The 21958-nt window shown below is 66.9% G+C and carries 16 protein-coding genes; 7 read left to right on the forward strand and 9 right to left on the reverse strand.

The window, feature by feature from the left end:
• Positions 1-46 precede the first annotated feature (46 nt).
• The 3 genes from AC3A43_RS17425 (at position 47) to argJ (ending at position 4322) form a co-directional block, all read left to right on the forward strand.
• Positions 47-1357 carry a M20/M25/M40 family metallo-hydrolase gene (locus AC3A43_RS17425; protein ID WP_487793836.1) on the forward strand — a complete coding sequence of 437 codons (1311 nt, stop codon included), beginning with the start codon at positions 47-49 and terminating at the stop codon, positions 1355-1357.
• Positions 1358-1453: 96 nt separating this feature from the next.
• Positions 1454-2890 (forward strand): aldehyde dehydrogenase family protein, encoded by a 1437-nt coding sequence (locus AC3A43_RS17430; RefSeq protein ID WP_487793837.1) that lies wholly within the window; start codon positions 1454-1456, stop codon positions 2888-2890.
• A 205-nt stretch (positions 2891-3095) separates the two neighbouring features.
• Entirely contained in the window at positions 3096-4322 is a 1227-nt protein-coding gene (gene argJ, locus AC3A43_RS17435) for a bifunctional glutamate N-acetyltransferase/amino-acid acetyltransferase ArgJ (protein WP_487793838.1), read from the forward strand.
• A 75-nt stretch (positions 4323-4397) separates the two neighbouring features.
• On the opposite strand, the gene trxA is transcribed toward argJ, so the two are convergent.
• From trxA to ahcY, 8 genes are all read right to left on the reverse strand, one after another.
• Positions 4398-4718 (reverse strand): thioredoxin TrxA, encoded by a 321-nt coding sequence (trxA, locus tag AC3A43_RS17440; protein ID WP_293701859.1) that lies wholly within the window; start codon positions 4716-4718, stop codon positions 4398-4400.
• 64 nt (positions 4719-4782) lie between these two features.
• Positions 4783-8235, reverse strand: coding sequence for a double-strand break repair helicase AddA (addA, locus tag AC3A43_RS17445; protein ID WP_487793839.1), 3453 nt, complete (start codon positions 8233-8235; stop codon positions 4783-4785).
• The gene (gene addB, locus AC3A43_RS17450) at positions 8232-11255 is read right to left on the reverse strand and encodes a double-strand break repair protein AddB (protein ID WP_487793840.1); all 3024 of its coding nucleotides are present in this window, start codon (positions 11253-11255) and stop codon (positions 8232-8234) included. The genes addA and addB overlap by 4 nt, the downstream gene beginning before the upstream one ends.
• The gene (locus tag AC3A43_RS17455; protein ID WP_487793841.1) at positions 11248-11967 is read right to left on the reverse strand and encodes a nucleotidyltransferase family protein; all 720 of its coding nucleotides are present in this window, start codon (positions 11965-11967) and stop codon (positions 11248-11250) included. The genes addB and AC3A43_RS17455 overlap by 8 nt, the downstream gene beginning before the upstream one ends.
• On the reverse strand, positions 11964-12947 hold the full coding sequence (locus AC3A43_RS17460; protein ID WP_487793842.1) for an aminoglycoside phosphotransferase family protein: 984 nt from the start codon (positions 12945-12947) through the stop codon (positions 11964-11966). The genes AC3A43_RS17455 and AC3A43_RS17460 overlap by 4 nt, the downstream gene beginning before the upstream one ends.
• The gene (tsaE, locus tag AC3A43_RS17465; protein ID WP_487793843.1) at positions 12944-13396 is read right to left on the reverse strand and encodes a tRNA (adenosine(37)-N6)-threonylcarbamoyltransferase complex ATPase subunit type 1 TsaE; all 453 of its coding nucleotides are present in this window, start codon (positions 13394-13396) and stop codon (positions 12944-12946) included. The genes AC3A43_RS17460 and tsaE overlap by 4 nt, the downstream gene beginning before the upstream one ends.
• A complete protein-coding gene (locus tag AC3A43_RS17470) occupies positions 13393-15756 on the reverse strand; it encodes a PAS domain-containing sensor histidine kinase (RefSeq protein WP_487793844.1) in 2364 nt (787 codons plus the stop codon). The genes tsaE and AC3A43_RS17470 overlap by 4 nt, the downstream gene beginning before the upstream one ends.
• A gap of 170 nt (positions 15757-15926) precedes the next feature.
• Complete coding sequence (gene ahcY, locus AC3A43_RS17475; protein WP_487793845.1) at positions 15927-17342, reverse strand: adenosylhomocysteinase; 1416 nt, start codon at positions 17340-17342, stop codon at positions 15927-15929.
• Positions 17343-17744: 402 nt separating this feature from the next.
• Between ahcY and AC3A43_RS17480 the strand changes: the two genes are divergently transcribed.
• Positions 17745-18143: a hypothetical protein gene (locus AC3A43_RS17480; RefSeq protein WP_487793846.1), complete on the forward strand. Its 399-nt coding sequence runs from the start codon at positions 17745-17747 to the stop codon at positions 18141-18143.
• Between the two features lie 34 nt (positions 18144-18177).
• On the opposite strand, the gene AC3A43_RS17485 is transcribed toward AC3A43_RS17480, so the two are convergent.
• Positions 18178-18741 carry a YqgE/AlgH family protein gene (locus AC3A43_RS17485; protein WP_487793847.1) on the reverse strand — a complete coding sequence of 188 codons (564 nt, stop codon included), beginning with the start codon at positions 18739-18741 and terminating at the stop codon, positions 18178-18180.
• A 130-nt stretch (positions 18742-18871) separates the two neighbouring features.
• Between AC3A43_RS17485 and AC3A43_RS17490 the strand changes: the two genes are divergently transcribed.
• From AC3A43_RS17490 to AC3A43_RS17500, 3 genes are all read left to right on the forward strand, one after another.
• Complete coding sequence (locus tag AC3A43_RS17490) at positions 18872-19354, forward strand: redoxin family protein (protein ID WP_487793848.1); 483 nt, start codon at positions 18872-18874, stop codon at positions 19352-19354.
• Positions 19355-19426: 72 nt separating this feature from the next.
• Positions 19427-20908 (forward strand): AMP nucleosidase, encoded by a 1482-nt coding sequence (locus AC3A43_RS17495; RefSeq protein ID WP_487793849.1) that lies wholly within the window; start codon positions 19427-19429, stop codon positions 20906-20908.
• On the forward strand, positions 20905-21666 hold the full coding sequence (locus tag AC3A43_RS17500; RefSeq protein ID WP_487793850.1) for an SDR family NAD(P)-dependent oxidoreductase: 762 nt from the start codon (positions 20905-20907) through the stop codon (positions 21664-21666). Before AC3A43_RS17495 ends, AC3A43_RS17500 begins: the two co-directional genes overlap by 4 nt.
• The last annotated feature ends 292 nt before the right edge of the window (positions 21667-21958 follow it).

Raw genomic sequence — 21958 nt, forward strand, 5'->3', positions numbered from 1 at the left:
CCCCGGGGACGCGAGGCAGAAGGAGGCGGTCCAGAGGAGCCTCCCCATGAAATCATTGCCTTTCGCCGCCCTTGTCGCCTTTCAGCTTGCGCTCGCGCCCGTCGCGCAGGCGAAGCTCAGCAAGGCCGAAAGCGCCATGGCGAAGACGGTCGCGGCCGAGCAGGCCCGCAGCCTCGCGCTGCTCGAAAAACTCGTCAACCAGAACAGCGGCTCGCTCAATCTCGAAGGCGTCGAAAAGGTCGGGCAGATGATGCGCGCCGAACTTGAGCCCCTCGGTTTTAACGTCGCGTGGAAGCCGATGACCGATACCGGCCGCGCGGGCCATCTGATCGCGACCCATGCTGGCAAGCCCGATGCCAAGCGCCTGCTCCTCATAGCGCATCTCGACACCGTCTTCGAGCCCGACTCGCCCTTTCAGAAATTTACTCGCAAGGGTGATATGGGCGAAGGCCCCGGCGCGGGCGACGACAAGGGCGGCATGGTCGTGATCGTCGCGGCGCTGCGCGCAATGCAGGCGGCAGGGACGCTCAAGGACGCCAATATCGAAATCCACATGACCGGCGACGAGGAAGACGCCGGCACGCCGATCGAAAAGGCGCGCGCCGATCTGATCGCCGCGGGCAAGCGCAGCGATGTCGCGCTCGATTTCGAAGGCCTCGTCCGCGACAATGGCGCCGACATGGGATCGGTCGCGCGCCGCTCGTCGGACAGCTGGACCGTCACCGCGACGGGCAAGAGCGCGCACAGCTCGGGCATCTTCAGCGCCGCAGCGGGCGACGGCGCGATCTATGAGCTGACGCGCATCATCCACCGCTTCCGCACCGAACTGCCCGAGCCCAACCTGACCTTCAACGTCGGGCTGATCGCGGGCGGGCAGCAGGCCGACCTCGATGCCGGCGGGATCCGCGCGACCGTGAACGGCAAGACGAACATCATCGCGCCCATCGCGATCGCTCGCGGCGATCTTCGCGCCCTGTCGCCCGACCAGATTACACGGGTGAAGGCCAAGATGACGGCCATCGTCGCCGAGCACGCCCCCGGCACCGACGCGAAGCTCGCCTTCGATCCCGGCGGTTATCCATCGATGGCGCCGACCGACGGCAATCGCGCGCTGCTCACGAAACTCAACGGCGTAAACCGTGACCTGGGCCTTGCCGAAATGGCGCCGCTCGACCCGCTGAAGCGCGGCGCGGGCGACATCAGCTTCGTCGCCGCCGACGTCGACGGACTCGCGGGACTGGGACCGCACAGTACGGGCGACCACGCCCCGGGCGAGGCCGTCGATATCCCCAGCATCGCACGGCAGGCGACGCGCGCTGCCATATTGATGTCGCGGCTTTCTGCTGAAAAGCGCTAAGCCGTCACCTTTGCCAGTTGGCTCAGCTTGATTCATCCGCCACAGTGATTAGGTAGCAATCCGAGACGGAAACCACCGCCGATTGGGAGACAGAAGATGAGCGACACCGCAACGCACCTCAAGCAGAACTATATCGGCGGCCAATGGGTCGACAGCAAGGGCGGCAAGTCCCACGACGTCATCAACCCGGCAACCGAAGAAGCCGCATCGACGATCGTCCTCGGCACCGCTGCCGACGTCGACGATGCCGTCGCCGCGGCGCGCGAAGCGCTGAAGAGCTGGTCGCAGACGACGCGCGAGGAACGCCTCGAACTGCTGGGCCGCATCGTCGAAGAATATAAGAAGCGCGCGCCCGACCTCGCCAAGTCGATGGCGAGCGAAATGGGTGCCCCGGTCAGCTTCGCCGGCACCGCACAGGTGGGCGCCGGCATCGGCGGCTTCCTCGGCACCATCGCCGCGCTCAAGGATTTCGCCTTCACCGAAAAATATGCCGCGGGTGTCATCGCGTATGAACCCATCGGCGTCGTGGGCATGATCACGCCTTGGAACTGGCCGCTCAACCAGATCGCGCTCAAGGTCGCGCCCGCGCTCGCCGGCGGCAACACGATGGTGCTCAAGCCGTCGGAAGAATGCCCCGGCAACGCAACGATCTTCGCCGAAATCCTCGACGCCGCGGGCGTACCCCCGGGCGTATTCAACCTCGTCCAGGGTGACGGCCCGACGGTCGGCAACGCGATCAGCGCGCACCCCGGCATCGAAATGGTCAGCTTCACCGGCTCGACCCGCGCCGGCATCCTCGTCGCCAAGGCGGCGGCCGACACGGTCAAGCGTGTCCATCAGGAACTCGGCGGGAAGTCGCCGAACATCGTCCTGCCCGACGCCGATTTCGCCGCAGTGCTGCCGCCGACGGTACAGGGCGTGCTCGTCAACACCGGCCAAAGCTGCATCGCGCCGACGCGCATCCTCGTCCAGAAGGACCGCGAAGCCGAGGCCGTTGGCGTCATCAAGGCGATGTTCGACGGCACCTCGGTCGGCGACCCGATGAGCGAAGGCGGCCATATCGGCCCCGTCGTCAACAAGGCGCAGTTCGACAAGATCCAGGGCCTGATCCAGTCGGCGATCGACGAAGGCGCGACGCTGGAGACCGGCGGCACCGGCCTGCCGAGCAACGTCAACCGCGGCTATTATATCAAGCCGACGGTCTTCTCGGGCGTCACGCGCGACATGCGCATCGCCAATGAGGAAATCTTCGGCCCCGTCGCGACGATCATGGCCTATAGCGACCTCGACGAAGCCGTCGATATCGCCAACGACACCGAATATGGCCTGTCGGCGGTGATCTCGGGCGATCCGGCCAAGGCGGCCGCCGTCGCACCCAAGCTGCGCGCCGGCATGGTCGCGGTCAACGCATGGGGCCCCGGTCCGGGCGCGGCGTTCGGCGGCTACAAGGCATCGGGCAACGGCCGCGAAGGCGGCGTGTTCGGGCTGAAGGATTTCATGGAAGTGAAGTCGATCAGCGGCATTCCGGGCTGATATCCAAATCCTCCCTGTGGCGAAGCCATGGGGAGGGGGACCGCCGCGAAGCGGTGGTGGAGGGGCGACGACGGCAGCGCCAAAGCCCCTCCGTCAGCGCTCCGCGCTGCCACCTCCCCATCGCTTCGCGACAGGGAGGATCAAAGACCCCTCCCGTTTACTGGAGGGGTTTTGCTTTGGGTGAAGTGCGATTATGCGCATCCGCATGACCACGCGCTCCCCGCTCGCCCCCGCCGCCTTCCCCGCTCTCCCCGAAATTGCCGGGGTGACGCGCCGCGTCGCGCGCGCGCATTACAAGAGCTGGGACCGCTGCGACCTCACCTATGTCGAGCTGGCGCCCGGCACCACGGTCGCGGGCGTGTTCACACGTAATGTCTGCTGCTCGTCCGAAGTCGAACTCGGCCGCGAGCAGGTGAAGGGCGGCGTCGGCCGCGCTCTCATCGTCAACGCCGGCAACAGCAACGCCTTCACCGGCTATCGCGGCCGCGAGGCGGTCGAGCAGATCATGGCGCAGGTTGCTGATCACCTCGGCTGCGACCAAAGCGAAGTTTTCGTCAGCTCGACCGGCGTGATCGGCGTGCCGCTGCCCAAGGACAAGGCGCGTGCCGGGGTCAAGACCGCGCTGACCGCGCAGCCCTGCTCGTGGGAGGCCGCCGCCGAGACGATCTGCACCACCGACACCTTCGCCAAGGGTTCCACCGCGAGCGCGATCGTCGGCGGCCGGACCGTTCATATCGCTGGCATCGTCAAGGGATCGGGCATGATCGCGCCCGACATGGCAACGATGCTCGGCTATATCTTCACCGACGCCGCGGTCGCCCCCGCATTGCTGCAGGACATGCTCAGCGAAGCGACCGGCGGGACGTTCAACAGCATCACCGTCGACAGCGATACCTCGACCAGCGACACCGTGCTCCTCTTCGCCACCGGCCAGGCGGGTAACGCGCCGCTGGCCACCCGCGACGATCCGGGCGCCGACGCGCTCTACGCCGCGATCCGTCAGGTCGCACTCGACCTTGCGCAACAGGTCGTGCGCGACGGTGAAGGCGCATCGAAATTCATCGAAATACAGGTAACCGGCGCTGTCAGCGACGACAGCGCGAAGCGCGTCGCGCTCGCCATCGCCAATTCGCCGCTGGTGAAGACCGCGATCGCGGGCGAGGATGCAAACTGGGGCCGCGTCGTCATGGCCGTCGGCAAGGCCGGCGAACCCGCCGACCGCGACAGGCTCGCGATCCGCTTCGGCGACCATTGGGTCGCAAAGGACGGGCTACCGGTAGATGGTTATGACGAGGCGCCGGTCGCGGCGCACCTGAAGGGTCTCGAAATCCGTGTCGGCGCCGACCTGGGATTGGGCGAAGGCCGCGCAACCGTCTGGACCTGCGACCTCACCCACGGATACATCAGCATCAACGCCGATTACCGGAGCTGATTGCCGTACCCCGGCGAAAGCCGGGGCCATGCCGGCACGGTAAATGGCCCCCGGCTTTCGCCGGGGGCACATCGCTTACAGCGCGCCTTCGAGCCAGCCCTTGAGCGCGCTCTTCGGAGCAGCGCCAACCTTGGTGTCGGCGACTTCGCCATTCTTGAACAGGATCATCGTCGGAATGCCGCGCACGCCATATTTGGCCGGCGCATTCGGATGATCGTCGATGTTCAGCTTCGCGATCACGACCTTTTCGCCGAGTTCGTTGGCGATTTCCTCGAGCGACGGGCCGATCATCTTGCACGGGCCGCACCATTCGGCCCAGAAATCGACCAGCACGGGGGTGTCGCTGTCGAGGACGTCGGCCTGGAAGCTGTCGTCGCTGATTGCCTTGGTACCCATAGGTTATACTCCTGAAATTCTCTTGGCCCTTAAGCTAAGGGGTCCGGGCCTCCGGCTCAAGACCTCAGCTCCCCAAATTCGCCTTCGTTCCCGCCAAGCCCGGCTTGTGGGCGTCGAGCGTGGCATCGCCCAGCGCGATGAACCGCGGCCCGGCCGTATACAGCAGCGCCGCCTCGACCCGTCGGCGGGGAAATATCACTCCCAGCGCGTCGCGGTAAGCCGCCATCTGGCGCAGATAGGCGGGGGCAACGTCGGTCGCGGCCTCCGGTACGTGCCGCCCGGTCTTATAGTCGATGACGGTCACCGCATCATCCGTCACGAGCAGCCGATCGACGATCCCCGCGACGACCACCCCGTCGACGACGGCCGAAAGCGGCACTTCGGCGAGCGATCCGGGACCGAAGATCGCGGCATGGGCCGGGTCTTCGAGTACCGCGAGCACTTCCGCAATCATCGCCGCACGATCGGCTTCGTCGAAGCTTGCGGCCTGTACCGCAAGCCAGTTCCACGCCGCAGCACCGCGTTTTTCGGGCGCCACCGGCGGCAAACGCTCGAACAGGGCGTGAAGCAGCAGCCCGCGTGTCACGGCCGCAGCGCGGCCCGACCGCTGCGGCGGCGACGCGACATCGTCCTCGCCCAGCGCCGAGGGCGCCAGCGGACGCGGCGGACGCGCTTCCTCGGGCGCGGGCTTCAGCGCCCAACCGGGGATCGCAATCGCGGGCGCGGCGGCGACCGGCTTGTCGCGGTGCCGGGCCCACGCCTTCGCATTGACCGCATGGACGCGCTTCTGCCCCCAGCGTGGCCCGGCATCTTCCCAGCCACGCCCCATATCGTCCATCACCCGGTCGACCGCGGCGTGCCAGCATAGTTCGGGCAGCGAGCGATCCTCTTTCTTGGTAATACCGGTGACGATCAGCAACTCTTCCGCGCGCGTCATCGCGACATAGAGCAGCCGCCAATGCTCCTCGATCTCTGCCCGCGCCTTTTGGTCATGCGCCTCGGCGATCCGCCCATGCCGTTCCTCTTTCGGAAGTCCGAAGACGGGCAGCCTGTCCCAACCTTCCAGCGGCAGGTCGAACCCGCGCTGGCGCTGGACCGGGTCGTCGGTCGCGTCGGCAAGAATGACGATCGGCGCCTGCAATCCTTTCGATCCGTGCACCGTCATCACGCGCACGACATTGCTGCGCGCCTCGGTCTGCCGCTTGATGTCCGCGCTGCTTGCCTCGACCTCGCTCAGGAAGGCGAGAAGCGAGGGCGTGTGCAACCGCTCGAACGCCAACGCCTGATTCAGCAATTCGTCGATCGGATCGCGCGCCTCGCGCCCCAGCCGTGCATAGAGCCGCCGCCGCCCCTGCATCGGCCCCGACAAGATCCGGTCGAGGAAGCGATAGGGCGTGGAGAAATCGGCCATGCTGAGCAGCCCGCGCAACGCCGTCATCGTCTCGGCCGGCACCTCGGCCTCGCGCGCGCGCAATTGTTCCCACAAGGCGCGCTTGCCGCGGCCATGCGCAAAGCCGAAAAGGTCATCCTGCGACCAGCCGATCAGCGGCGACACGAGCAGCGCGGCAAGGTTGAGATCGTCGAGCGGCTGGATCGCGAAACGCATCGCCGACAGCAGGTCCTGCACCCCCAGCGGCTGGGTCAACGCAAAGCGGTCGACACCGGCGACCGCCACGCCCAGCGATTGCAAACGCGCCACGATCCGCGCCGCCAGGTCGCGGCGGCGGCGGACGAGGATCAAGATATCGCCCGGCGCGACGCTCCGCCCATCCTTGCCGTGCAGCGTCCAGTCATGGACCTCGTCGGCGATCGCGCGCGACAGGCGCAGGCTGGCGGGGTCGCTGGCGGGCGCGAGCGGATCGCCTCCCTCGGCCTCCTCGTCGCCCGCTTCCTCGCCTTCGCCATCGACGGCAAGCGCCTTGCCGACGGGCAAGGGCTGCCACAATTCGACACGCCCCGGATGCGCGCCACGGAAGGGCAGGTGCGGGGGCTCGTCGCTCGCCAGCCCCATCAATTCGGTTCCGCCATCGGCAACCCACGCATCGACGACGTCGAGCACCGCGGGGCTTGAGCGATAGTTGGTGACCAGATCGACCTGCGCAAACGGCTGACCGCCGTCCGCCGCCCATTCACCGAAACGAATGCGCGCCGCCTCGAACGCCGCGGGCTCGGTGCCCTGAAAACCAAAGATCGCCTGCTTGCGATCGCCGACGGTGAACATCGTGCGGACGCGCTCTCGGTCCTCGGGCACCACGGCGAAAAATTCCTCGGCGAGCGCGGCAACGATCGCCCATTGGCGCGTATTGGTGTCCTGCGCCTCATCGACCAATATGTGATCGGTGCGCTGGTCGAGCTTGAAGCGCACCCATTCGCCGAACTGCCCAAGCCGCAGCAACGACCCCGCAATCGCGATCAGGTCGTCGAAATCGGCGAGCCCGCCCTCGCGCTTTGCCAGCGCATAGGCCTCGGCAAAGCGGCTGCCCAAATCCCACGCCCCCGCCAGTTCGTCTGCGACCTGCATCGCACGCATCGTCGCCATCAGTTCGCCGATCGCGGCCGCGACGCATTCGGCCGAGCCAAGGCAATCGCCCATCTGCTTGCCGGGGGTGAGATAATGCGCGGCGATATCGCCGTCCTTCTTGACGATCGCGCCAAGCACATCGCCCAGCATCGCGGCGCGAGCTGCCGCGTCGGCGGCGAGCCATGCCGCCATCGTTTCGGCGCGCGCGACTCCCGTCGCGCTGCCCCAGCCGCGCCCGACTGTGGCAATCGCGGAAATATCGGCATCGGCAATCGCGCCCGCGCCAAGGCGCGTCACGAGCCATGCCTGCGCATCGCCATCGGGCAGCCCCAGCGCCGCGCGCAGATCATGCCCGCGCGGCGGCAATATCCGCGTCTGGAACGGCGCAGCAAAGGCGTGAGCGCAGCGCACCAGGAACGCCATCGCGGCATCCTGCCCCATCCGCCGCGACAGCGTCGCCGCGTGGCCGCGTAGCACATCACCCTCGGCGCCAGACTGCCCAAGCAGCTTCGCCATCACCTGCCGTTGCAGATCGGCCGCTTCGCCCTCTTCGAGTGCGCGGAACCCCGGCATGATCTTCGCCTCGAGTGGAAAGCTCGCGAGCAGGGTCTGACAGAAACTGTGGATCGTCTGCACCCGGATTGCCCCCGGTGCACTGTCGATCACGGTCGCGAACAGCGATCGCGCGCGGTCAAGGATGCCCGGCTGCTGCCAGTCGGCGCCCAGCGCGTTGAGGTCCACTCGCAAATCCGCGTCGTCCATCCGCACCCACAAAGCGAGCCGCTCATGGATACGGTGCGCCATTTCGGCAGCACCCGCCTTGGTAAAGGTGATGCACAGGATCGCGTCGGGCGCGACCCCCGCGAGCATCAACCGCAACACGCGCGCCGACAAAACCTGCGTCTTGCCCGTGCCCGCCGATGCGCCGAGCCAGACATGTTCACCCGGTTCCGCCGCCGCCTGCTGGCCGGGATCGAGATCGTGGAGGCGCGTCATGGCGCATCTCCGCCCAAATCGCGATCACGCCCGAACCATTCGTCGCGGCGCATCAACTGGTCATAATCGGTGAAGCGTTTGGCATTGTCGCCCGGCGTGAATATGCCATCGCCCAGCAAAAATGCGGCGGTCAGCTCCGCAAAGGCGTCATAGGCACGCGCAACCGCCTCCTCGGCGGTTTTGAGCTTGCGCCGGCTCCCATGGGTCGGCGCAATGCTGCCGTCGATGCCCTTCGCGCGGTCGGCCTTGAGACTCCAATATTCGAGCGCGTTGATCGGCCCGGCTGCGACGCCATCGACCTTCCCCATTTCGGCTAGCAGCCCGAGCAGGCCCAGCTGATTGTCCAACCCGTCGGCTGCCGCGCTGCCGCTTGGCGCTGCGCCGGTCTTGTAATCCACGATCGCAAGGCTGCCATCGGACAGCCGATCGATGCGGTCGGCCTTGCCGGTCAACCGGATGCCGTCGAGTTCGTGCACCCCCGTCACCTCGGTCGCGATCGGCTCGCGCCCTTCGGCACGCGCTGCCCACACGCGGTCGGCCGCCCATCGCAACGCGGGCTCGATCCGCGGGAACCAGAAAGCGCGCGCCAGCGCATCGAGCGCCGGGTCATCGAGCAAGCGGTCCAGTTCGACCTCAAGTGCCTCGGCCGTCGCCCCGGCACGCTGCCAATCCTCCAGAAACGCATGGACCCGCGTGCCGAGCCAGCGCGGATCGGGACCGGCCCGCAGCGGGTCGAGCACCGAAAGCCGCAGGATGCGCCCCGCGTAAAAACCGTAAGGATCCTTCGCGAGCAGGTCTACGCCCGTCACGCTGATCTGACCCGGCCGCGCGTCGGCGGGCGGCTGCGGCTGCGGCATACGCGCGGGCTCGATCGGTCCCGGCGGCACATCGAGCGCCGCCGCCAGCGCCGTTACGCTCTCGCTACCCACGCGCGCCTCGGGCAATTCGCCCGCAAGCGCCGCGAGCCTCAGCCAGAATCGCGACGCGACCGCGGGATCGCTACCGCTCCGCATCGCGCGCGTCACGACTACCTCGCGCGCCGCAAAGGCTCCCGCAAAATCATGCGCCGCCGCGCCCTGCTGGCGCTCGGGCGCCGCGAGCCCGAGCATCCGCCGGATGCCCGGCGCGAGCCACGGGTCGGGGCTCTGCTGCTGCGGCCAGCGGCCTTCGTCGAGCCCGCCGAGGATCATCACATCGGCGCGCTGCAACCGCGCTTCGAGCAAGCCCCAGATGAACAGCCGCGGATGCCCGCCATAAGGCGGCCGCACGCTCTCCCCCGACAACAGGTCCGTGAGCATCGCGGGGAAATCGGCGGGCGCGACAAGCGCCGGGCCGTCGCCCTTCGCGAGTGCCCAGCGATCGAAGATTTCGGAGAGCGCGCGTCCGGCATGGCCGGTCCACGCACCCTCGCCGGTCAGCCAGCCGAGCGTCGTTTGCAAGGCGCCGAGCAGGACCGACGGCGGCGCGGGAGCGCCTGCGGCAAAGGGTGCGAGCGCCGCGCCCAGCCCAGCCGCAACATCGTCCCACCAATCGCCGATCAGCGTCGCCGCGCCATGGCCGCGCGCCTTCGAATCGACGGCGCGTTCGGCGATTCGCGCGGTCACCCCGTCCCAACCCGGCACCAGCCCCGGCCCGCGCAGCACGAGATCGAGACGCCGCACCTGATCGAGCCAGCCGAGCCGCGCCTCGCCCGCGTGCACCAGCGGATGACCGAGCAGCGCAATCAACCGCACCGGGTCGAACGCCGCCGCAAATTCAGCGAGCGCGAGCAGCAGCGCCCCCGGCGGCGTCTGCCCCAGCGGTTGCCCCGCGCTGTCGTCGACCGAAATATCCCAACGCGCGAGCGCTGCCGCGACGCGCGTCGCGAGCGCGCGATCGGGCGTCACCAGCGCCGCAGTGCGCGCCGGGGTTTCAAGCGCGTGGCGCATCATCAGCGCGATCCCCTGCGCCTCCTGTCCGTCGTCGGCGAACACCGCGGCGGTGACGCCCGTGATACCGGGGCCCAAATCCCCCGCCTGTTGCCAGCGCGCGGTATAGGCGGCGGGCGCAAACAGCAGCGAGGTGAACGGCGCCCGCGCATCGGGGCCGTCGAACGCGGAGGTGGCGTTCCACGACTGCACCTCATCGCGCGACACGCCCATGCGGCCAAGCAGCAGCTGCAGATGATATTGCGGATGCGTCTCCAGCGGACGCCCCTCGATTTTTTGGGCGCCCGGTTTGTCGGGATCGAGCTTCACCGGCCCGAGCGCATCCCACTCCTCGCCCGCCATGCCGAGGTCGAGCCCCGGCAGCACGACCATGCCCTGCGGCAGATCGGCAACGGTGCGCAGCAACCGCGCGATGGCTGGTGCTGCGGTGGTGACACCGGCGGCCACGACAAAGCGTCCCGGCGGCGCCGCACGCCACCCCGCGCTCACCCGGCCGAGCAGGCGGTTGCGGCGGTCGGCACGGTCGATATGGCCCGTCGCAGCGAGCAGCTTGGGCCACTGGTCGACGAGCAGCGACAAACGCCGCCACGAGGCCTGCCAATGCCCGGCCAGATCGCCGAGCGCGCTTTCGATATCGGCCAGCCGCGCGGGCGCGACCTCTTCATATAGTAGCTGGTCGATCACGCGACCCAGCCCCTCGGCAAGCTGGAACGCCGCGGCGCCGGTGATCGGGTCCTCGCCCGCCGGGTGATGCCGCTCGATCAGCCCCGCCAGCATCAGCCGTCGCTTCAATGCATCGATCGCGGGGGGGATCGGTTCGGCCTCGTCGATCGCGTCGAGCGCAAGCGCGACCGATTCATCGAGGTCGGCGTCGCCGATCACCGCGAGCCGCGGCATCAGCAACCCGGTGCCGCTCGCGCGCACGAACGCCGCCTGCACCGCGCTTCGCGCGCGATTGCTCGGCAGCAGGATCAGCCCTTCGGCAAGCCCCAGCGCGCCGTCGCCATATCGATCGATCAATCCGGCCGCGAGCGCATCGGCAAAGGCCCGCTGGACCGGGATGGAAAAGACGGTGGGCCCTGTCTCAGCCATCCGTCAGCGCGGCTTCGGTCGGCGCGATGCTCGCCGGAGTGCCGACGTCGAACCACTGTCCCATATGCGACAGGCCATAGAGCCGGCCGGCGGCGATCGCGCGGTCCCACAATATATTGGTCGAAAAAGGCCCCTCGGGCGCGCCATCGAGCAGATGCGGCGAGATGAGCTGGATGCCGGTGTAGACAAAGGGCGCGATGCGGCCGGCCTTGCGGCGGCTCAATTTGCCGTCGCCGTCCATGTGGAAATCGCCGCGTCCGCCGTGCCCCGTCGCGCTCGCCTGCCGGATCACCAGCAACAGCGCGTCCATCTTCTGGCCGTCCCAATGGCGCGCCAGGTGGCGGATGCTGTCCTGCGGCCCGTCGGTCCAGATATTGTCGCTGTTCACGATCAGGATCGGATCGCCGCGCAGCTGCGGCCGCGCCTTGACCATGCCGCCGCCGGTTTCGAGCAACTGGTCGCGTTCGTCCGAAATCGCGATGCTGAACGTCCGCTTTTGCGCCGCCAGATGCGCCTCGAGCGCGTCGGCCAGATAATGGACATTGACCACGACATGGTCGATCCCCGCCGCCTCGATCCGGTCGAGACTATGGTCGATCAACGCCTTGCCCGCGACGCGCACCAGCGGCTTCGGGCGCGTCGCGGTCAGCGGACGCATGCGCTTGCCCAGCCCCGCCGCCATCACCATCGCGCTTTCGATTTTCGCGGTCATGCCCCCATCTGCTCCCACGCCGCCGCGCGCTTGTCGGCGGGGATATTTTCGTCGAACCACGCCTTTACCGGCGCCAGCGCCGGATGCGCGAGGTCGCGTTCGAGCAGCCCCCACATGCGCGGCTGGAAACTCTTGTAATGCGGCTTGTTGTCGCGCTTCCACAGGCGAACGAAGACGCCGAGGATCCGCGTGTTGCGCTGCGCCGCGAGCGCCCAATAGGCATGTTCGATATCGCGGCCGGTGGCTTGGCTATAGCGCGCCAGCATCGCCGTCTCGACCGCGGGACTGACATCGCGCCGCGCATCCTCCAGCACCGAGGCAAGGTCATAAGCGGGATGCCCGACCAGCGCGTCCTGGAAATCGAGCAGGCCATAATGGGCGATGCCGTCCTTGCCGCGCACCAGCATGATATTTTCGGCATGATAGTCGCGCAGCACGGTGACGCGCGGCAGGCCGTCGGTTTCGACCGGCGTCAGAACCTTGGCCCAAGCGGCGCGAAATGCGTCGCGGTCGGCCTTCAGGTCGAAAGCCGGACAATACCAGTCGGTGAACAGCTCCACCTCGCTCAGCCAGTGCTCCAGCCCATGCACCCGCAGCCCCTCCATCGGTGGCCGCGCGTGCAGGTGGACCAGCAGGTCGGTGACCCCCGCATAATATTCAGCTTCGGTATGCGGCGCTTGGTCGACCGTTTCGCGGAGCCGCACGTCGCCGAAATCGTCGATCAGCAGCAGGCCCTTTTCCAGATCGCGCGCGAGGATCGCCGGCGCGGTCAGCCCCTGTTCGCACAGATATTCGGCAACCGCGATAAACGGCCGCGGGTCCTCGTGCGGCGGCGGCGCGTCCATCAGCACCGCCTGCCGGTCGCCATCGACGACACGGAAATAGCGCCGGAACGACGCATCGCCGGCAAGCGGCAAAATCTGGGCATCGCCCCAGCCATGCGCGGCAAGGAACGCCGGGGCATGGGAGGGCGGAATCATCGGAGCGGCCATCTTGCCCCCCAAGCGGGCGGCACCGTCGCTGTCAAGACGCGCGCATCGCCCTCACCCGAAATCCCGAGAAGCAGCGCGCCCGGCCAGCCTTCGCTACCCAGCCGCTCGGGCCATTCGATCAACAGCGCTCCGTCATAGAGATAATCGTCGAGCCCCAGCTCGATCAGTTCGTCTATATCCTCGATGCGATACAGATCGACATGCGCGATGGGCAAATCGACCTCGGGCGGCGCATAAGGCTGCACGATCGCAAAGGTCGGGCTCGGCGCCTCGCCCGCGAGCCCCCGCGCCTTCAGCATCGCGCGCGCCAGCGTCGTTTTGCCGGCGCCCAGGCCGCCCGACAGCGCGACGATGTCGCCGGGCATCAGCGCCGCGCCGATCACCGCGCCAATCCGCTCGGCCTCGTCCAGATCATAGCGCGTGGAAAAAATGGTCATGCGCCGCGCGGCAGACTGATCCGCACGAGCGTGCCCTGCCCCTGCTCGCTCACGACCTCCATCGTCCCGCCGTGTGCCGCGACAAGCTGGCGCGCCAGCGCGAGGCCGATGCCGCCCGACGATGTCCCCGCCTGCTCGCCCTTGGTCACCGCTGCGACCGCCTCGGGCATGCCGGGGCCATTGTCCGATACGATGATGTCGACCCCGCGTGCGTCGCCATCGGCATGAAGCAACACGCGCCCGCCGGTCTTGCGCGTCGGCACGGTATAGCGGACCGCATTGTCGAGCAGCCCCGCGACGAGCCGCGACAGACGCGGTGCATCGCCCTCGATGCTGCCGAGATTGGCCGACAGATTGCCGACAAGCTCGATCTTCTCGGCTTTCGCAAGAATTTTGGCGTCCGCCAGCGCGCCTTCGAGCAACATGCGGACATCGACCGGCGCGCGCTCGATCGCCAGCGTCCCCGCTTCGCCCTGCGCGAGGTCGAGCACATTGTCGATCTGGCGGCCCAGCACCCCGACCGAATCCATGATCGCGTCGACATAGCCTTGCTGCTGCTCGCTCAGCTTGCCGACATACCCCGCCTGCAGCATTTCGCCGAACCCGCCGATCGAGGTCAGCGGCGTGCGCAATTCATAGCTCATCCGCGACAGGAAGGCGGTCTTCACCTTGTCGGCCGCTTCCAGCGCCTCGTTGCGCTCGCGCAGCGCGCCTTCCATCTTCCGGCTCGCGCTGATGTCGAGCATGATGAGCAGCGCGTTGCCGTCGGGCAGCGGAATCGACGCGAAATCGAAATAGCGGCCGTCGGCAAAACCGATTTCGCCGCCGCGCTGTTGCCGTTCCAATGTCGCGGCGCGGATGACTTCCTGGACGATGCTGATCTGGTTCGGTTTCACCAGCCGGTCGGCCAGCCCGCCCATCAGCGCGTCGACGCGCGGGTGCGCCGCCAGCGTCGCCTCGTCGATGCCCCACAGCCGGCGGAATCGTTGGTTCCACAGATGCAGCCGCCCGTCGGGGGCGAACACCGCGATCGCCTCGAACAGATTGTCGAAGGTCGCGGTACGCACGCGCAGCAATGTGTCGCGCGCACCGGCGAGCTGGACCTGCTCGGTCTTGTCTTCGGCGATCAGCAGCAAGCCGCCGTCGGGCGTCGGCTGGGCGACGACGTGCAGATGGATACCGTCGCGCAGCAGCCAGTCCTCTTCGCTCGCCCCCGGCTGCGCGAACCAGTCGACATGCGCCTGGCGCCATTCGGGATAGTTGCGCACTTCGGGGGTCCGCCCGCCCTCGCGCCAGGCGTCGAGCAGCCGGGCGAACGGCCGCGCTTCGGCGACATCGTCGGATTCGATCGCAAACAGGCGGCGGAACGGCAAATTGGCAAAGCTCAATCCCTGATCGGGGCCGAACTGCGCCACCGCCGCCGACAACCGATCCAGCAACTCGCGCTGGGTCTCGACGAACCGGCGGTGCGCCCCGCGCTCGCTCTCCAGTTCCTGGATATCGATCGCATAGCCGGCGATGCCGATCACCCGGCCGCCTTCTGGCACCAGCGGCACATCGACGACGCGCATGATGCGTCGCTCGCCCTCGATCGTCACCGGGATCGTGCGCACCTGCGCCGCCCCCGCGATGCGCGCCTCGTCGGCGGCTTCGGCGGCGCTCACCCCCGCGACGGTTTCGCATAATTCGATCCCGCCATCGATCACTGCGACCGCGCCCTTCGCCTCGACCGCGCGGACATAGGCACCGTTGACGAGCGCAAGATTGAGCTCAGTATCGCGGAACCACATCGGGAACGGGGCCGCCTCGATCAATCCCGACAAAGCCTCGAACGCCGCCATCGCCTCGTCGCGCTCGCTGCGCGCATGCGCCAGCGCCTGCTGCCCGTCGGTCGCGTCGCTCAGCCACAGGAGCACGCTACCCGCCCCGCCGACCGCTTGCGGCGCGGCGGCGCCATGGACGATGATCGTGCGGTTGCTCGCCTCGGGCTTCAGGCTCAGCGTGAAAGGCTTGGCGCCGCGCTGCGCGCCGATGATCGCCTGCCGCAGCGCATCATGGCCCTGCGCGTCGAGCCCGCTGCCCAGCCCGCGCAATTCGTCGAAACTGCGCGGCCCGCCGTCGAGCCCCAGCCAGCGGCCGAGCCGCTCGCTCGCCTCGATCCGCCAGTCGGCGCGAACGATGACCGGAAGCTGCGGAGAGGCTTCGACGAGGCTCGCCAGCCGTTCGGCCTGTCCCGCAACGAACGCCGAGCGTCGCTGCATCGCAATCCCGCGCCCGACCGCCCACAATCCGGCAAGCAGCCACAGCGCGGCGAACAGGCCGATGGCAAACAGCAGCGCCGGGGAAAGCGATCCGCTCATCCCGTCTTATGTCCTCGTTTGTCCGGATTTCCCGCGCGCATGATCGCTTGCCCTAAAGGCGATGGAGTCATGTTTCAATCGCATGTCATTACGGGTCGGCGCGCCGCATCGTCCGATGGGCGCGCCGTCCACAGTTTTTTATCATTCGGAAGGGGCGATCCCCGATCCGATCAATAGCGATAATGGTCGGGCTTGAACGGGCCATCGACCGGCACGCCGATATAATCGGCCTGCTTCTTGGTGAGCTGGCTCAGTTTCACACCCAGCTTGTCGAGGTGCAGCGCCGCGACCTTTTCGTCGAGATGCTTGGGCAGCACGTAAACGTCGTTCTTATACTGCTCGCTGCGCGTCCAAAGCTCGATCTGCGCGAGCGTCTGGTTGGTGAAGCTTGCCGACATCACGAAGCTCGGGTGGCCCGTCGCATTGCCGAGGTTCACCAGGCGGCCCTTCGACAGGATGATGATCTGCTTGCCGTCGGGGAATTCGACCAGATCGACCTGCGGCTTGACTTCGGTCCACTTGTAGTTGGCGAGCGCCGCGATCTGGATCTCGCTGTCGAAGTGGCCGATGTTGCAGACGATCGCCATATTCTTCATGCCCGCCATATGTTCGGCGGTGATCACGTCGGCGTTGCCGGTCGCGGTGACGAAGATGTCCGAACGCTTGACGGCTTCGTCCATCGTCACGACCTCGAAACCTTCCATCGCCGCCTGCAGCGCGCAGATCGGGTCGATTTCGGTGACGAGGACGCGCGCGCCGCCGTTGCGGAGCGACTGCGCCGAACCCTTGCCGACGTCGCCGAAGCCGGCGACGGTCGCGACCTTGCCCGCGAGCATCACGTCGGTGCCGCGGCGGATCGCGTCGACGAGCGACTCTTTACAGCCATAAAGATTGTCGAACTTCGACTTGGTGACGCTGTCGTTGACGTTGATCGCGGGGAAGGGCAGCTCGCCCTTCTTGGCGATGTGGTACAGGCGGTGGACGCCGGTCGTCGTTTCTTCCGACACGCCCTTGATCGCCTTGACCGTCTTGGTCAGATAACCGGGGTTCGCAGCGACAAACGCCTTCAGCGCACGCTGCATCTCGATCTCTTCTTCATTCTCGGGCGCCGGCATGTCCTGCCCGGCTTCGAGCTTCGCGCCCCACAAAGCGAACATCGTCGCGTCGCCGCCATCGTCGAGGATCAAATTGCAGGTCGTGCCATCTTCCACGCCCCAGTCGAAGATGCGGCCGACATAGTCCCAATAATCGGCGAGGCTTTCGCCCTTGATCGCGAACACCGGCACGCCCGTCGCGGCGATCGCGGCGGCGGCATGGTCCTGCGTCGAAAAAATATTGCACGTCGCCCAGCGAACCTCGGCGCCAAGCGCGGTCAGCGTCTCGATCAGCACCGCGGTCTGGATCGTCATGTGCAGCGACCCGACGATCTTCGCGCCCTTCAGCGGCTGCGAGGCGCCGAATTCGCTGCGCAGCGCCATCAGACCCGGCATTTCGGTTTCGGCGATGTTGATTTCCTTGCGACCGAAGTCGGCAAGACCGATGTCGGCGATCACATAGTCACGGGTGTCGGCGGCGAGAGTGGCCACGGCTTGGTCTCCTGTAGGCGAGTTCGGCCGCAGGCGAGCGGCCACGAAAATCTTGGTAATTATGTTGCGCGCCCTAGCTGAAAGCGGGCTAGCGATCAAATATAAACTTTTCTTTATATCGCAATATCGACACCGCCCGCCGGGATGCCGGACACGCGAATCGCCGGCGCAAATGCACCGGGCGGCAAAAATAATTTTCAGAGGCCGCGATTGTGACAATCGGCGCCACGGATTTGTGACACCGAGTCCCGATCGCCAAGATTCTGAAAATCATGGCTTATAATGCGCCTTGCGATCAGCATAATTCGCCTTTGTGACACCAGTGTTACAAAGGCCCGAAAACATTGACTTTCTTCGCCGCACGCGAGAAAATCGGCTAAAGTTTTCGGGGAGATAGTCGAGATGAAAAAAATATTGCTGCCGCTGGTCGCACTGGCCTTCGCAAGCCCGGCCGCCGCGCAATCGATCGTCGTCGTGACCGCGCCACAGGCCGATTCGGATATCCTGCCGGTTGCTTATGCCGAGCTGAAGGCCGGTGAAAACCGCGCCGCGGTCGAAAAGCTGACCGGCGAAACCGGGCTCGACGCGCGCGATCCGTCGCGACTGATCAATCTTGGCACCGCTTACGCTCGTCTGGGTCGCACCGCCGAAGCCGCCGCCGCCTATGACAGTGCCATCGGCAGCCCGATCCGCTACGATCTCGAACTCGCCGACGGTCGCTATGTCGATTCGCGCTGGGCCGCGCGCACCGCGCTCGCCAATCTGGGCACCGGCCGGCCGCTGCTGGCGCTCGCGCGTTAAGAATTGAAGCAAAGCTGAAACAGAAAACAGAAAACTAGGCCTCGCCGCCTTCGGTCGTCAGCAAGCGGGCGTCCACTCCCGCTTCGGCAAACGCCGCCTGCCACCGTTCGGCAGGCGGCGTTTCGAATAACAGGCCGTCGCTGCCCGGCGTGACATGCCAGCCGTGGCGCACCAGTTCGCCTTCGAGCTGCCCCGGCGACCATCCCGCATAGCCAAGCGCCACCAGCCAGCGCGATGGGCCGCGCCCCTCGCCGATGGCGCGCAATATGTCGTGCGAACTCGACACCATCCACCGATCGCCGACCTGCACCGCCTCCTGCCCGCCCCAGTCGAGGCTGTGGAGAACGAAGCCGCGCGACGGCTCGACCGGACCGCCAAGGAACACCGGCTGGTCGAGCGGCACATCATGCTCGATCTCGAGCTGGTCGAGTACCGCGCCGACGGTCATGCCGTCGATCGGTTCGCCAATGCCGATGCCCATCGCGCCTTCTTCGTCATGGCTGATCATCGCGATCACCGAATGTTCGAAGCGGGGATCGCCGATCCCGGGCAGCGCAAGCAGCAGCTGGCCGGTGAACCAGGTGGGGTCTGTGTCCATCGCGCCATCATGCCGCGCCGCGGCGGTCCGGTCCAGTATTTCGATGTGCCGATCGTGCGCGCTTGACTCGGCGCCCCGGCAACCCAATGTCTCGCCGACCAGAAATCCCCTCAAAACAAAGGATGCCAGAATGACGATCCAGACCGGAGACAAGCTCCCCGACGCCACCTTCGTAAAGGTCACCGAAAACGGTCCCGAGCAGGTCAATACCGCCGATTATTTCAAGGGCCGCCGCGTCGCCCTCTTCTCGGTTCCCGGCGCCTTCACCCCGACCTGCTCGGCGAAGCACCTGCCCGGCTATGTCGACAAGGCCGGCGAACTGAAAGCCAAGGGCGTCGATGAAATCGTCTGCACCGCGGTCAACGACGCCTTCGTCATGGGCGCGTGGGGCAAGAGCGCCAGCGCCGGCGAAAGCGTCACGATGCTCGCCGACGGCAATGGCGACTTCGCCGAAGCGGTTGGCCTGACGATGGACGGCAAGGCGTTCGGCATGGGCAAGCGCGGCCAGCGTTTCTCGATGATCGTCAACGACGGCGTCGTCGAACAGCTCAACGTCGAAGCGCCGGGCGAATTCAAGGTGTCGAGCGCCGACCATATGCTCGAACAGCTGTAAGGAAGTCCGGAAGGGGGCGGCCATCGGGCTGCCCCCTTCCCTTTTGTCACATTTTCATGCAACAGCGACGCGATGACAGCTAACTCATCGCAAGACACCACCGACCCGACCGCGCTCGTCGACGACATCATCGCCGAACTGCAAGACAAGTTCCGCACGTCGGTCACCAATCTCAAATCCGCCATCGCCGCCTATGTCCACGACCGTACGCTGCCGCCGGCCGACGCCGCGGCGACCGGCCTGTTCGATTATCCGGCGATCCGCCTCGTCACCACCGGCGAACAGCGCGAGGGGCAGAAGGGGCATAATCTCGCCTTCGGCCGCTTTGAACGCGCGGGCGAGTTCGTCACCACGGTGACGCGCCCCGATCTGTTCGCCGACTATCTGCGCGACCAGCTCACCCTGCTCGCCCGCCACTATGATATCGAACTGTCGGTGACGCGCACCGGGCAGCAGATTCCTTTCCCCTATGTGCTCGATGCCAGCGACGGGTCGGACATGGGCGGGGTCACGCCGCTCGAGCTCGCGCGCCATTTCCCGACGACCGAACTGGCCGACATCGGGGACGAGCTCGCCGACGGCCTGTTCGGCGCCGACCCGACTGCGGCCCAGCCGCTCGCGCTGTTCGATGCCCTCCGCACCGATTTCAGCCTCGCGCGCCTGCGCCATTATACCGGCACCGCGCCCGAGCATTTTCAGCGCTATATCCTGTTCACCAACTATCACCGCTACGTTGACGAATTCGTCGCATGGGCAGGCGCGCAAGTCGGCCAGGGCCGCTACACTGCGCTCGCGGGCGCCGCTGGGCTCTATGTCGACCAGCCGGGCGTCAACGCCAGCGCGCTCGTCGCCGACAGTGCGTGGCGGCGGCACCAGATGCCCGCCTATCACCTCATCGCCCCCGATGGCGGTGGCATCACCCTCGTCAACATCGGCGTCGGTCCGTCGAACGCCAAGACGATCTGCGACCATCTCGCGGTGCTCCGTCCCGAGGCGTGGCTGATGATCGGCCATTGCGGCGGCCTCCGCCCCAGCCAGCGCATCGGCGACTATGTGCTCGCGCACGCCTATCTCCGCGACGATCATATCCTCGACGCGGTGCTGCCCGTCGCCATCCCGATCCCGCCGATCGCCGAAGTGCAGGTCGCGCTCGCGACCGCCGCCGAAGCGGTGTCGGGCGCGACCGGCGCCGACCTCAAGAAACGCATGCGTACCGGCACCGTCGTCACCACCGACGACCGCAACTGGGAACTCCGCTATACCGACAGCGCGCTGCGCTTCTCGCAATCGCGCGCGATCGGCATCGATATGGAGAGCGCGACGATCGCCGCGCAGGGTTATCGTTTCCGCGTGCCTTACGGGACGCTGCTTTGCGTCAGCGACAAGCCGCTCCACGGCGAACTCAAGCTGCCGGGTCAGGCAAACCGCTTCTACGAAGAAGCGATCGCAGCGCATCTTCAGATCGGCATCCGCGCCTGCGAGACGATGCGCGACGAGGGCGCCAAGCTCCACAGCCGCAAACTCCGCGCGTTTAACGAACCTCCGTTCCGTTGACGCTGTCGCGGTCGGTCGCGGGGCGCGTCGCCATCGTCACTGGCGCCGCGAGCGGCATGGGCCGCGCGACCGCACTGCTGCTGGCATCCGAAGGCGCGAAGGTCGCCGTGACCGACCTCGACCGCGCGGCGTGCGAAGCCGTGGCGGCTGAGGCCGGTGCGAGTGCCCGAGCTTTCGCGCTCGATGTCGCCGACGGCGAGGCGATCAAGCGCACCGTCGCCGAAATCGCCGGAACCTTCGGCGGCATCGACATCCTGATCAACAACGCCGGCGTCTCGAGCTTCGCCCCGCTCGACGCCGAGGATGAATATGAAGCGATCTGGCACCGTGCGATCGCCGTCATGCTGACCGCGCATCAGCGCATGGTCCGTGCCGCGCTACCGTGGCTGCGCCAGAGCGACGCCGCGCGCATCGTCAACATCGCCTCGACCGAAGGGCTCGGCGCGACGCCCGGCGATACGCCCTATGTCGCGGCGAAATCGGGCGTGGTCGGACTCACGCGCGGCCTCGCGGTCGATCTTGGACGCGACGGCATCACGGTCAATTGCATCTGCCCCGGCCCGATCCGCACCGGAATGACCGACAAGGTGCCCGACGAGGACAAAGCGGTGTTCGCCAAACGCCGCACCGCGCTGCGCCGCTATGGCGAACCCGAAGAGGTCGCGCATATGACGCTCAGCCTCGTGCTCCCTGCCGCCAGCTATATCACCGGCGCGGTGATCCCGGTCGACGGCGGACTGATGGCGCGCAATGCATAAATGTCGGCTTAGGGGTGGGAAGTAGACGTTGAGCGAAGAGCAGATTTCCCCTCCCGCAGGCGGGAGGGGCAGCGAGGCTTGGCAGCTTGTTAGCCGCAGCGGGGTGGGCATTCGCGCCGTTGCTGCCCACCCCCGATCCCTCCCGCTTGCGGGAGGGGAGAGGAAAGGTCTCTTCCTGGTCGTGAACCACCGCTTCCTCTTTTCGTCATCCCGGGCTTGATCCGGGTCCCCGGCGAAAATCGCCCGCGACGATTTGAAACTCCGCGCCATATCGCGAAGCCGTCAACACCGG

Source organism: Sphingopyxis sp. Soil_C_28 (assembly GCF_057657055.1).

Coding starts and splice junctions, on each gene's coding strand:
- AC3A43_RS17425 (WP_487793836.1), top strand. CDS start 47: ATGAAATCATTGCCTTTCGCCGCCCTTGTCGCCTTTCAGCTTGCGCTC.
- AC3A43_RS17430 (WP_487793837.1), top strand. CDS start 1,454: ATGAGCGACACCGCAACGCACCTCAAGCAGAACTATATCGGCGGCCAA.
- argJ (WP_487793838.1), top strand. CDS start 3,096: ATGACCACGCGCTCCCCGCTCGCCCCCGCCGCCTTCCCCGCTCTCCCC.
- trxA (WP_293701859.1), bottom strand. CDS start 4,718: ATGGGTACCAAGGCAATCAGCGACGACAGCTTCCAGGCCGACGTCCTC.
- addA (WP_487793839.1), bottom strand. CDS start 8,235: ATGACGCGCCTCCACGATCTCGATCCCGGCCAGCAGGCGGCGGCGGAA.
- addB (WP_487793840.1), bottom strand. CDS start 11,255: ATGGCTGAGACAGGGCCCACCGTCTTTTCCATCCCGGTCCAGCGGGCC.
- AC3A43_RS17455 (WP_487793841.1), bottom strand. CDS start 11,967: ATGACCGCGAAAATCGAAAGCGCGATGGTGATGGCGGCGGGGCTGGGC.
- AC3A43_RS17460 (WP_487793842.1), bottom strand. CDS start 12,947: ATGATTCCGCCCTCCCATGCCCCGGCGTTCCTTGCCGCGCATGGCTGG.
- tsaE (WP_487793843.1), bottom strand. CDS start 13,396: ATGACCATTTTTTCCACGCGCTATGATCTGGACGAGGCCGAGCGGATT.
- AC3A43_RS17470 (WP_487793844.1), bottom strand. CDS start 15,756: ATGAGCGGATCGCTTTCCCCGGCGCTGCTGTTTGCCATCGGCCTGTTC.
- AC3A43_RS17480 (WP_487793846.1), top strand. CDS start 17,745: ATGAAAAAAATATTGCTGCCGCTGGTCGCACTGGCCTTCGCAAGCCCG.
- AC3A43_RS17485 (WP_487793847.1), bottom strand. CDS start 18,741: ATGGACACAGACCCCACCTGGTTCACCGGCCAGCTGCTGCTTGCGCTG.
- AC3A43_RS17490 (WP_487793848.1), top strand. CDS start 18,872: ATGACGATCCAGACCGGAGACAAGCTCCCCGACGCCACCTTCGTAAAG.
- AC3A43_RS17495 (WP_487793849.1), top strand. CDS start 19,427: ATGACAGCTAACTCATCGCAAGACACCACCGACCCGACCGCGCTCGTC.